A 13,162-nucleotide genomic window follows, 5' to 3' on the forward strand; every position below is an offset into this window, starting at 1 on the left:
CATCAATAGTAATAAGTTTAAAGTACTTTATCTAAAGACATTAACCCGAGTGATAAAGATGAAAGCATTACTTATCCTAATGATGGGCGCATTTGTATCCCAAACGACTGAATTTTTGCCTATTGGCTTATTACCTCAGCTAGTCAGCGATTTACAGGTTTCCCCTGAATCAATCGGGTATCTGGTGACCGGATACGCATGGGTGATCACGTTAACGTCCATACCATTAACCTTACTGACCCGTCGATTCGAACGGCGCAAATTATTTTTATTTCTGCTGGGAACAATAACCGTATCTAACGGAATGGCCATTATTTCTCACTCCTATCAGATGCTGATTGTACTGCGTTTTATCGCAGCACTTGGGCATGGTGTTTTTTGGGCTATGTTGGCGGCCTATGCTATTCGGGTTGCACCTAATATGCCAACTAACAGGGCAACTGCCATCGTTTTTGCCGGAATTTCAATCGCCAACGTTATCGGTATTCCTATTGCTAGTTTTATTGGTGAGAAGTTTAACTGGCAGGCTGGATTCGGTCTGTTCGGATTATTGGGGCTATGCACTTTTGTCGCCGCTTTTTTATGGCTACCATCGTTCAACAATCCTGTTATGACTGATACTAGCGATACTAACGGTTCAAGGTTGTCACACCACAATAAACTGCTGTATGTAGCAGCGTTAACTACCTTAGTCGTGATTAGTATGCATTTTACCAGCTATACCTATATCACTACGTTGTTGGATAACCCGATGAATATGACCGCCTCTGAGAAACCCATGATGTTATTCATATTTGGTATTGCAGGCGTGGTTGGTATGTTACTGGCGGGCGGGTTAGGCAGTAAGCCACTGCAACTTTGCGTTGCTGCGACAGTCGGGGTTTTGCTGTCACAAATGATGATAACTCAGCCTGGTATGGGACCTTATATGGCAATATTTGAAGTATTTATCTGGGGCTTATCAATCTCAGTGCTAATTGTCGGATTACAAGGCTGGTTTTTGCTGTTGTCCCCCAAACATCCTGAAACTGCCTCAGCGTTATTAGTCACCACGTTCAATCTCGGTATTGGCTCAGGTGCCCTTGCCGGGGGCCTTATTCTTACTAAGTACGGTAATATGGCAATATTATATTTTGCGATTGGGCTAGGCGTGCTGGGGTTGATGAGCTTTAGCCTGGCCGGTTGGTTAAACAGAAAGCGTACTAACGTATTGTCCGTGTCCCGCAACGCTCAACACGATCCCTAGCATTTACCGGACTATTGAGAATCTTGCTCTTTCACCTTCCATCTTATTGAATAGATGAAACAGCAGGCACAAGGCTGATTTTGGACGCCACACCTTCCCAATCAGGCAAGACTCGCACCCGTTTGCCATTGTGTAGCGTCATTGGTTTATCGCACCATCATGCGCCGGCAGTCGCCACTGGTCTCAATATCGCCGGGTTCAACGGCGGCATTGCTGTAGAGAACACTGGCCTAGTGAGTACTGCATGGGTCGGAGCAGCGATAGTCGTATTGGGTATATTATGGGTGCTGATTCAGATTTCCGGCGCCAAAAACAAGTGCTCTTATGGTCTGTCCTCAAATTGAATTTATACCTGTTATAAAACCATACCCTCAAAAACCGACGATCTAATTAGGCCGGCGGTTTTTCTTTAAGCCCCAACCGACAAACATCCGCTGTTGGCGCCTGCGGTAAGATATTGTCATCAAGTCTCAATATTAATTCACCATGCCACGCGTCGAAAATAGAAACCAACAATCACTGCCGTAACACGCTTTGGATTATTCTTAATTGCAGTACTCTACTGTCATGATCCGATAAAAACGTTGATGCTACTTTGGAAGGTATTAAGAGCGATTTATCACTGAATAGATTTGTGGTTACTAACTTTTAGGTTTGAATTCACGTAGTTCGCCAATAACCTGAATTCCGTATGATCCCCCCATAAATTTGAAGCTGCGTATCGTCCCAATCTTTTCATAACGTTCGCCGGGTTTTATATCAGTAATAGCACAAGCCGGAGACCATGACTCGGCACGCCCCCTGCAAATCAACTCTTCAAACACCACGTCTTCAGTAACAAATCGGGGCAGAAGGAAATCTAAAAATTTCTTAAGCGACATATTCATAAATGCAAATTAAGCCAAGGCTCCTAATTAATCCATTGATTATTATAACCATACTTAACGCTTGAAATGTCATCACTTAATTGTAATAAAATCTACCAATGTAAAATTAAGTAAAATATTAAGCTATATACAGACCAACATTAAGGCCATTCATCCGGAAATCCAGCATATTAATAAGTGGAGTTTTCTCGTAATCTAAACTGAAGAGATTTCTATGAAAAAAGCACGTTTTACCGACAAACAAATTATTACCATCCTTAAGCAAGCGGAGGCTGGAGCGCCTGTTTCTGAGCTGTACCGCGAATATGGCATGTGCAACGCCAGTTTTTTATAAATGGCATTCACGATAGGTATGGATGCCTCCGTGATGAACCGTTTGAAAGAGAAGGAAGAGGAAAATCATCGTCTCAAAAAATGTATGTCGAAAAACGACTGAATACAGAGATCAGTAAGGAGGCTACGGCAAACAGTGGTTGGCTAACTGATAGATATAAATGACAGTCAGCGCAACTGGGGGATTTGATTTGTGCTTTTTATGCCTTCGTAACGTAAAAACTTTAGATTTAACCACAAAAGGGTTTACCGAGTTTACTGCACGTTGTCACTGAACATACAAATAAAGTCGAAAAAACGCCTGAAACGGGATAAACCCGAACCACTGACGGTACTTGAAACGGGCAATGAATGTTGGTCAATGGACTTCATGTATGATCAGTTGTCGGATAGTCGTTCAGCCCGTTTATTGAATATCATTGATAACTTTAATCGTGAAGCATTAACTATTGAAGTGAATTTTTCCCTGCCGGCCAGTCTGGTTGTGAGAGCACTAGAGCAACTTATTGAGTGAAAGGGAGATCTGGACAGTACACTATGATTGGCTAAGACAATACCTGTTTTCATCGCTGGATGAATTACAGGACTATGCCACGCGGTGGCTAATCACTAACGCCCGAGTATGGCGTTGAATGGCTACATACCAATGTAACATATACAACGAATGGCCTAATTCTACTTATAACCTAGGTTAAAGATGGAGGACTACCATAATACGAATCTAAGAGCATTCGCCAAGTGACATAAAATGTCTGCCAGCTCCATATACCCAGATAAATAATTATCTACTATCTCCGAATAGCCGTATTCTATCTCATTGATTGCTATTAATAGCCTCGTTCGACATAACAGCATCATAAACCCGTTGTGTTTCTAATATCATGTTTTCAACACCAAACTCAAGTTGTGCCTTCGCTCTGGCATGTTGTTTCATCTTGGTTAAAGCTAATGGATCCATCATATGGATATCGGTTAAGAGTTTAGCCAGTGCGACTTCATCGCCCACAGGTATAATCCATCCATCTTGACCTGATTCGATATTCTCGGATAATCCACCAAAGTTACTAACAATCACAGGAAGCCCCGCAGACATCATTTCCCGACAGGCGAAACTGATAGTTTCCACAGCATCGGACAGAACAAACCCAATATCACCATTCAATAAGATCGAATAGGGCTCTGGTGTAAAACCAGTAAAAGTCACCTGTTCAGGCAGCCAATCACCTCTGCAGCGCTCAAGGCGCGTTGCTATATCGGGTAAATCGCCAGCTATAGTGACAGTAAATCGACAACGTACTGGCTCTGGCAACAATTTGAGAGCATTAATCAGATAATGCCAACCTTTGTATCTTGATGTACCAGCAATACTAACCAGTCTTATTTGCTCAGACGAAACGATTGTTGTAGGCATTTGCCAATAATCAGTATCAACTCCATTGCGAATGACCGTGATTTTATCAGATCGAACCGGAAATCCAATTGACTGGTAAATAGACTGACTGACAAAAATAATAGCATGGTTGGCCTTCATGAATCGCCACTGCGATATCAGGCCTCTAATAGGAAATGCATTGTGCTTAGTGAATATCTGTTTGAATTTTCTGCGGCTAAATAGCCGTGCATAAGTGACTAAACGGTTATCTGATGAGCCGTTGGTATGCACAATATCAATCTCATAGTCTTGAATTATCGCTAGTAGCCGCCTTAGCTGAATGATGATATTGACTCCATCACTTAACTTTCCCGGAAACTCTAACGGAAGAATATTTGCTTCGTTATCTCGCTTTAATGACTGATAAAGATTACTGCTCTCTGGGCAGGCTACATAAATCGTATGAGTGTCTTGCTTAAGTAGCGTTCGAATATAAACATCGTGGCCGCCACCGCCGGCGACATGGAAGTTAGTGTAAAGAATATTCATGGGTATCTAATATACAGAATGTGGCCGACGGCCTTGTAATACGGATACGGTATTATATCTGACGCAACTTTATGTATCTAGTAGATTTAACTATTTGAGTTGATATATTGGTTCATTTAAATCATCAATCAAAAGGATGGTATCTAATCAATTATAGATAGCATATCTTGGGGCTGATGGGGCTGAGCTTAAGAAGCAATTTAAACCTGCGATATTTTTACAATATGATATTCAAAGCTCGCAGAGAGGCTTCTGATATACCAATTTCATAACCTAACAGCCCTAACTCATTGTCATATGCCCGAGACGACATCAAAGGCTATTTAGGTAACTATTCAGGCATGAACTGACAATTATTCAGTTGTGATAAATAATTGTCAGTTTAAGTAGAGCAGCTAATGTAGCTAAATATTAGGCTTGAACCATGTTCAAGCACCGGCCATTTCCGCATAGCGCTGGGGCTGAGGAGTTGCCTGAGTAGAGTGCTTCTTGGGTGCAATCTCTTCAGTTAACGATACCTCCGGCTGGCTGACATTATAAATATATTTGACCTGAAATGTTTTAACGCAGTCAGTGCAATAATAACGCTGCATCTTAGTTGATTTACCACTACCATGCTTACGAACATGTTCTACACTGCCACAAAACCTACATGGAATTACTTTGATTTTCATTTAATTAGTTCCCTCTTTAATATAAAAGAAATAAAAGTCTTATAATGAATATTGGTAGCCATTATCAGGCATATAGATATACCCAACAATATACCAACCATACAATTATGGATATTTGATAAAATATAATATGGATTAAATTATAATAACAACTCAGCACCATAAAAAGCTGAATATTGATATTCGTTTTTTATAGTTTTTTACACCTCTCAATAATAAATTTAATGACTATAACTCCAAAATAACAAGAAAATACTGAATTATGACTCAAAATTGTTCAGTTAGCACAGCTAAAACGCCCACCTAATTATTAAGATTTTATAAGGGTAAATAAGAAATTAATTATGTAAATCCAAAATTATTTATTAAAATATGATAATCAAAACACAGCTATAGCAAGCCTAACTAATAATAATCCATAACAATAATGTTATGAGTTAAGAGCTTTACAAGAAAATGACCGTTGTTCGGTTACGGAGCAAAGTGATGCAAATGTCTTGCTACCATAGTTAACCATAATAAACTGATCATTTTTACAACTTATATTATTATTTTTTATTATAGAGTCTATATCTTCAGTAGCTTTTCCATTTAATTCATCCGGTAAAGGGTAAAACTTATATATCGGACATATATCAGATTCAGCCGTAAAGAAATTATTCTTAACGCTACGGGTATCCATAGTAAAAAACAGAGCAATAAAAGTTAATGATACTAAGGCCAAAATGCTACAAACAACGTAAAGCATTTTATATGATGGCTTAGTAGTAATTTTTTTATTCACGTCGTCTGATTGAGCTATATTTTGACTCAATAGTGACTGCTGGTTGATATCCGTTAATTCGGTACGATCTTGAGTTTGAGAGAGAATCTCCGTCGTCAAGTTATCAAGTTCTTGATACACAGATTCTAAACGTTCATTTTTATCTTCAGCTCTCGGGGTATCACCATTATCATCCATTAACATTACTGGCACTTTTTCGCTAAACTTAAAACCTACCTTTGGTATAGTAATAATGACTTTATCCGATAGGCCAAAAGAAACCAGACTCTTTCTTAGCTGACTAATGTAATGATTCAAATTACTATTAGAAGAAACTAATCCGTGATTATCCCACACGTTTTGAAACAGAGAGTCTCGTGAGACAGTCTGCCCATAGCTGTATAATAACTCGTATAATAATCTGTTAGCTGAGTTAGATAATATCACAGCAGACATCTCATCCTGTTGCATAACTAATGTTCTATCTTCTGTATTAAATACAATATTATTGTTTATAAGGTATAGCATAGCGATCTCACCGAGTATCTAATTGCATAATAGCTTTACTGATATTTTCATAAAAAAACTTCAAAAAAGTTGATCTTTATAGTGAATAATATGTAAAACCATGACTATTTAATAAACATTACTCACTATATCTTGATTAAAATCTGGCTATAGCTTTTCACGTCTACACTAGCGATTTTTAGATTATATGAGTAAAAACCAAAGAATAAACCTTAATAGACAAAAAGGTAAAATAAAGACATAAAAACCGATAAATGATCATTTTACAGGATTAAGTTTCGAATTAATCACTGCATTAACATTAAGATTTTAAATAAGCATTTCACAGCAAATACAGAACCTTCCGCTTAGCAGGCCAACAACAAGGCGATGAAGAGTAAAATCTTCATCTCTACAACTGAATTTTTGATGAATAGAAATATTGAAAGGCTACGTTCTAGTGACTCATAGCATAAAGTGTATTATTGAGTAGAATAATTTAGGCGGATGAATAGAAGAGATAAAAAAAGCCCGATAAAATTTAATTTATCGGGGCTTAACTAACGTGCTGGACTTTAAAGTCTTCAATAAGTGTATTTATTTTTCTCTTCGCGACTGTAGGTATTCACTAAAATCATTTCTATTGCCATCGAATACTATTTTTCCTGCATTTAGCATAATCACACGGTCAACTAAAGCAACAAGATTAGCTCTGTCTGTGGCAATTAAAAGGCCCTCTCCGGCTTTAGCACGCTGTTTTAATTGTTCAATTAAAACCAACTCAGATGCCGGGTCTAAATGCGCACTAGGATTATCCAGAATGCAAAATTTACGTGGTGATAGAAGTAACCGGGCAAGCGCTAATTGTTGTTTCTGTAATGCCGTAAGGGGAATCGGAAGATTTCGCCAATAAGTCTCTAATCCTTGATTAAGGAAAGGCAACAGGCTCGTTAAATTAACCTGTTTTAGAATATTTAATATGTCGTCTGACTGAGTCGATATGACATTATCCAGCGATAAGTACTCATATAACGTATCACCAATGACTTCACTGTCCTGCCAAGAATAATGAACGCTATCACGCATTAAATTAACATTACCGGATGAAAGTAACAGTCCATCCCATGTAATATGCCCGCTGTTAGGTGATAAAAGCCCGAGCAATAACTTTAATACGGTGCTCTTTCCGGCACCGGCTCCGCCAACAATAGCGACCCGTTCTCCTGGTTCAATACGGAAGTTAAGCTGATTAATACAAGGCAAAGATGGATGATATTTAAAATCTAACTGAGAAATTCCCCAGCCATTTTGAGGCCCATGATATCCGGTCAGTTCACTATCACTACCTTTATAATGTTCACTAAGCAATTGGTTTGTTTCAGTCATAGACTGACGCATACGTTGCAAATTGGGTAATAAATGCATTAAAGAAAATACAGGTTGCCCTAAACGACCGGCGATAATAATAGTGGCAAATAGCCCGGCCGGAGACATTCCGCCGCTTTGGACCAGATAGAATGCACCAATAACGGCTAGCACCGTCTGCATATTCATTAATGCCATCAACGAGGCACTACATTTATTCTGCGCAATAAAGCGAGCCTGCTCTGACTGCTGCGCTTTTTCATTAGCACACAGGAAGCGCATAGACGCGCCTTTATAAGCAACCGTTGCCTGATAGTTTTCTAGTGAGCCGGTAGAGAAAGGAACCTGTGCATTCAGCACGGGAATCTTTTCACTTTCCATATAATAGAAAACAACCCGAACAATGGCACAGATAAAAATAAATATCGGAACCAGCACTAACCATCCGGCTATTGCTGCAATAACGATAAAATAGAGAATTGAAAAGGCTAAATCTAACGCCGAACTGGAGAATAACCCCAAACACTGCATACGAAAGCGATTCCAGTTATTCATCGCTTCCAGAACGCCCCTGCCCCAGCGATTATTCCGATCGGGAGTAACATGAATCAGATCCCGGATAAGTCCGGGTTCAAGCCGCTGCTGCATCGCAGTCAGGAAGTGGCAGCCCGTTTTAACCCTCTCCATACGGAAAACATATTCCACCAACAGAGCGAGAACGACCACCACGGATAGCGTCCATAGAGAAGCATCAGCATGACCGGGAATTACCCGATCATAAATCGCGTTCAAATAGAGCGGCATCACAATCGCTAACAGGTTAATCACCAGAGTCGACCACAGCAACCGGGTCACTATTTTTCCTTCCTGCTCACCTAATTTGAATAGAGAACGCCAGCTCAGCAAATGCTTTTTCTCTAATGGCACGATACGCCATGCCATTTTCTCCGGCAGCAACATCGCTTGCCCGGAGGTACTCTTAAGCTGCAGATTACCACCAGCCTTGGCTGTTACCCATACACCGTCGGTATAAAACAGATATACAGCGCCATTTAATACTTGATGCCCGGGGCTGCAAGGTAAGGCTTCTATATCCAGATTTTTTTTGGCTAACTCAAACCAGACTTCTGTGCTTGTTTTCGCTGATAGCTTATCTGCGCTTTGCTGCCATTCCCAACGAGCGACCGGCAAAGATAGCGCGGTCGCTGCTTCTGCCAGGCTATCCCTTAGCGAGGCATTACTTATCGGTGGTTTCACAGAGTCCTGATACTGAACGTCAGGTTCATTCTGTTGATTAACATCAATACTCATAAATACATATCTCTTGGTATGCGTCTCGCACGACACATTACGCCCACGACCAGGTAAAGTTTTGCTCACCGTTATTCCATGTTTGGTGATTGCTATCACTGGAAGTCAGATTCCAACCGCCCGTAGGATCGATGTGCACAGTATCTCCGGCATCGGTGCTTAAGCTAATAGATGATTTAGCTAAAGCGCCGCTAAACAGGCCGGTAAGCTCAACGCTGAGGGTGTCATTCTGACCATCAGCAAAATCCAGTTTTTCAATATTAGCAATATGGAAATTGCTGTCGCCAAGCGTGAATACCCCCCCGCTACCGGACTTCTTAATAACATCAGTTCCGGTGCCACCATCAAGTGTGTACTGGTGAAGATCCAAGTTATTCGTGATTTCAAATATGTCGTCTTTGGCTGAGCCGGTAATTTTAGAAATAGAAATCAGCGTATCCAGACTACCGTGACCGTCCTGAACTTGCCCGGTGGAGAGATTAGCGACAATACCAGCCGGTGACAGACTGTAATCTGCGGTCACAAAGCCATCACCACCAATCAGGGTATCATTCCCCCCCATCCCCATCAGAACGTCATCACCACCACCACCTTTAATCACATTACTGCTGTTATTACCGTTTAAAACATCCGCATAAATGGTACCGGTAATATTTTCAAAGCTGGATAGAACATCGGTGCCATTAACGCCTTTATTGGCGGAGCTGATTAAGAGATCGACACGGACGGCAGCATTTAACAGACTATAGTCAATGGTGTCAGTTCCACCTTCACCATATAATCTGTCATTTCCGCGACTACCGTACGCATAGTCATCACCAAGACCTAAATAAATGAGATTATTACTATCATTGCCATAAATAGTATCTTTGTAACTTGTACCGATAATGTTATTAATGCCAATCAATGTATCTTGAGTATTATAGCCATCTTGTGAGGTTATCCCGGCCTGAAGATCGGCCGTTATACCTCTGCTCGTTGTGACTGAGCCATAGTACGCGTAGGCTGCTGTACTATTATTGCCATTTAACGTGTCGTTTCCTGCTCCGCCATCAAGGTATCCGGTACCGTTCAAGACATCGTTATATGACGATCCCCTGAGATGAGTAATTCCGTTTAAGATATCTTGTCCGCCAAAACCGTTATTGCTACTCACACCTTTACCGATACCATTCTGATTAAGGTTGACGTCAACCCCCTGAGTTGCGCTGATATATTCCACCCAGTCCGCGCCACCACCGCCGGTAATAATATTACTGCCACCGTTAGCGCGGAATATATCGACCCCAGTACCGCCAATAAACTCATTACTGCCGGTCATACTGCCAACAAAATAGCTGCCGCTTGCCGTATTTGCTGATACTTTTTCGATGCCACCAACAGATATAGAACCGTAATTCAGATTAGTACCATTACGCCCTTCAATAATGCCGCTCGCCAGATTAATGGTTAAACTTCCGCTAAGTGTTCCAAAATTAAGGCTGTCAAAGCCCTCGCCGCCATCAATAGCAGAAACACCGGCGGTAACGATAAATGAATCATCGTAAGCCGTGCCGACAAAGCGATCGAACTGGGTAAAATTATCTGTACCACTGAGCCCTTTTTGCACGGTACGTGTCACCATATTGACGGATACTGCTTCGCTCAATCGACTATAGTCGAGAGTATTGCTACCGATACCACCATCAATGATATCGTTGCCTTTAGAACCGTAAACTCGGTCATCTCCTGCACCAGTGCTGATAGTATTATTGCTATCATCACCTTCAATCACGTCATTCCACGCTGAACCGATCAGATTATGGATATTAGCCAACGTATCCTGACCACCGGCTCCGTTATTCGTTGCCATGCCCTGATTCAAACTGAGATTAATTGCGGAACTCACATTGCTATAGTCCAGCGTATTAATGCCCGTCCCGCCGTCAATCATGTTATTACCGCCGCTACCGGCAATAATCAGGTCGTTTCCGGCCCCGGCATGAATAATGGCGTCATTCGCACCCAGCTCAATCCGGTCGTCAAATGCTGAGCCGATAATGCCGCTGATACCATCAAACTGGTCAATACCACCGAAGCCATTGATATAGGCCCGACTGTCTTTCAAACTAATATTAATGGCGCTTAATGCATGGCTATAATCAACGCTATCAATGCCGCCGCCACCGATAAACGCATTGTAGCCGTAGCCGGCAATAAACAGGTCATCACCGATTCCGCCGTCTAAAATTGCCCGGCTGCTTTCATTGCCACCAACAATTAACCTATCGTTACCGGCCCCGGCCTGAATATAAGAGCTACCGTTTCCACTCACTATTTGGTCATCAAAGTCTGAGCCGATGATATTTTGGATATCAATTAAGCTATCAGTACCACCGAAACCATTACTGACCGTATTTGTCGTTAAATCGGCTGAGATGCCTGATGTTGAATTGACGTAACTGGCCGTATTAACACCGGCGCCACCGTCAAGAATATTATCGCCGCCCATACCGATCAGAATGTCATCGCCATCTTCACCATAAAGGACGTTATTATTTTGGTCACCGATAATCAGATCGTCATGCTGGCTGCCCATCACATTTTGAATATTGCTTATGTGGTCAGTGCCGCCGTTGCCATTATCCGTCGCCTGGCTTGAACTCAAGTCAACGCTAACGCCGGAGCCCGCAGTTTGATAATTGAGGGTATTTATCCCACCGCCGCCGTTGAGAATATTATTCCCGCCGCCACCGATTAGCGTATCGTCACCGAGTCCGCCCTGCAGGTGATTGTTCTGGCTATTACCAATAAGCACATCGCCATAATCGGTACCAATCACATGTTGAATATTAGATAGCGTGTAATTCCCGCCACCTGTAGCAGTGCCCTTATCCAGATCAACCGTTAACCCTGCGGTTATTTTGCTGAAGTCGACGGTGTTATTGCCTGCTCCGCCGTCGTAGCTATCATTTCCTTTTCCGGCAATAATCAGATCGTCACCGGAACCGCCAATCACGCTGACATCATTCGGTCGTGCGGCAAGCTGTATTTGGCCTTCACTACTAATTAATGACGTTGGGTTATCTACCACGCTAAACGTCATATCCTGTTCTTTAGGCTGGCCCGAGAGGTCGGTAAAAGAGACGTTTACCGTGAAAGTATCGTATTGATTCTGTGGATAAGTGAGCAAGATTTCGCCCGGCATCAGACCATATTCATTACCTTCGGCTGTGCCACCAACAATAACCTGATATCCGCCAGGTAAGCCGGTTACGGTGACTTTACCCGCCGCCTCATCAAACCGAATAATCCGGCTGACCATTCCGTCAGCCAAATAGTTAGAATTTTGGGCATCAATCGTCCAGTTGGCACTTTCCTGTGATAAATCAACTAACGTCGACTGATACTGTTCACCGATACCGCCGCTTACTCGGGCACTATCACCGCCGGTTCCCACCTGATAAGTGTGAGCACTCGGGTCCCGCCATCCGTTTACTTGTAATAAGGTCACCTTAGGAAACGTGATCGTTGGCTCGGTCGGCCCCGGAGGTATTGGCGTCGGTTCAATCGGCGATGGAATATCGCTTACCTGAGTATGCTCAACCTGTGGTGAACCTGAGCTTTTATGAATCAAAGGAATTGAATCATCAATAGACTGGCGTTTAGTCAGTACTGACTGTACCGGGACGTCTAACTCTGCATAGGTTGAGTTTTCTGACTGCTCGCTTTCGCCACCGCCCTGACTCTCGACCCTGATGATTTCTTCAACTACGACTTCTTGCACCACGTTACCGTCCAGGCGGGCTTCCGGATTAGGGTTTTCCGGTGCTTTATCCCTTTCTGGTGAGATGTCCTGTATGGTTGCTAACGCAATTATTTGCTCTGAATCCAGCGTTTTACCATCGCTAAACGTCAACCTGAACAGCCCTTTATGCAATGAGGCTAACTCAGCGCCCATCGTTAAAATCAGTTGCTGACCACCGGACGTTTCAATAATCAAATCAGGGCCACTGATCAGCAGTTGTACCCCATCCTGACTCCAGGAAAGCGGGATCCTATTTTCCGCATAGGTAAAAGGCACCATTGATTTAGGGATATCGCCCAGCACCGGTAAGTTATTACTCATGATTAAATCCTTTTATTCTGTTCATTATCACTCTATTGGTTAACATC

7 protein-coding genes and 1 pseudogene are annotated in these 13,162 nt (G+C 42.1%); 2 read left to right on the plus strand and 6 right to left on the minus strand.

Annotated features, from left to right (window positions below; genetic code table 11):
- Positions 1–58: 58 nt before the first annotated feature.
- On the plus strand, positions 59–1,246 hold the full coding sequence (locus YWE_RS0104545; protein ID WP_029093446.1) for an MFS transporter: 1,188 nt from the start codon (positions 59–61) through the stop codon (positions 1,244–1,246).
- 641 nt (positions 1,247–1,887) lie between these two features.
- On the opposite strand, the gene YWE_RS31175 is transcribed toward YWE_RS0104545, so the two are convergent.
- Positions 1,888–2,133: a hypothetical protein gene (locus YWE_RS31175; protein ID WP_029093447.1), complete on the minus strand. Its 246-nt coding sequence runs from the start codon at positions 2,131–2,133 to the stop codon at positions 1,888–1,890.
- Positions 2,134–2,347: 214 nt separating this feature from the next.
- Here YWE_RS31175 and YWE_RS30050 point away from each other — a divergent pair.
- Positions 2,348–3,118, plus strand: a pseudogene (locus YWE_RS30050) (transposase).
- Positions 3,119–3,280: 162 nt separating this feature from the next.
- On the opposite strand, the gene YWE_RS28900 reads toward YWE_RS30050, so the two are convergent.
- The 5 genes from YWE_RS28900 to YWE_RS0104585 all read right to left on the minus strand — a co-directional run bounded on the left by YWE_RS28900 (position 3,281) and on the right by YWE_RS0104585 (position 13,115).
- A complete protein-coding gene (locus YWE_RS28900) occupies positions 3,281–4,387 on the minus strand; it encodes a glycosyltransferase family 4 protein (RefSeq protein WP_051323198.1) in 1,107 nt (368 codons plus the stop codon).
- A gap of 428 nt (positions 4,388–4,815) precedes the next feature.
- Complete coding sequence (locus YWE_RS26645; protein ID WP_036015112.1) at positions 4,816–5,061, minus strand: IS1/IS1595 family N-terminal zinc-binding domain-containing protein; 246 nt, start codon at positions 5,059–5,061, stop codon at positions 4,816–4,818.
- 430 nt (positions 5,062–5,491) lie between these two features.
- Positions 5,492–6,295, minus strand: coding sequence for a transcriptional regulator (locus YWE_RS28905; protein ID WP_161628764.1), 804 nt, complete (start codon positions 6,293–6,295; stop codon positions 5,492–5,494).
- Between the two features lie 633 nt (positions 6,296–6,928).
- Positions 6,929–9,007, minus strand: a complete 2,079-nt coding sequence (locus YWE_RS0104580; RefSeq protein WP_029093448.1) for an ATP-binding cassette domain-containing protein — start codon at positions 9,005–9,007, stop codon at positions 6,929–6,931.
- Positions 9,008–9,044: 37 nt separating this feature from the next.
- Positions 9,045–13,115, minus strand: coding sequence for a beta strand repeat-containing protein (locus tag YWE_RS0104585; protein ID WP_029093449.1), 4,071 nt, complete (start codon positions 13,113–13,115; stop codon positions 9,045–9,047).
- Between the last annotated feature and the right edge of the window lie 47 nt (positions 13,116–13,162).

This window comes from Budvicia aquatica DSM 5075 = ATCC 35567 (assembly GCF_000427805.1).
In the GTDB taxonomy this organism is placed as follows: Bacteria; Pseudomonadota; Gammaproteobacteria; order Enterobacterales; family Enterobacteriaceae; genus Budvicia; species Budvicia aquatica.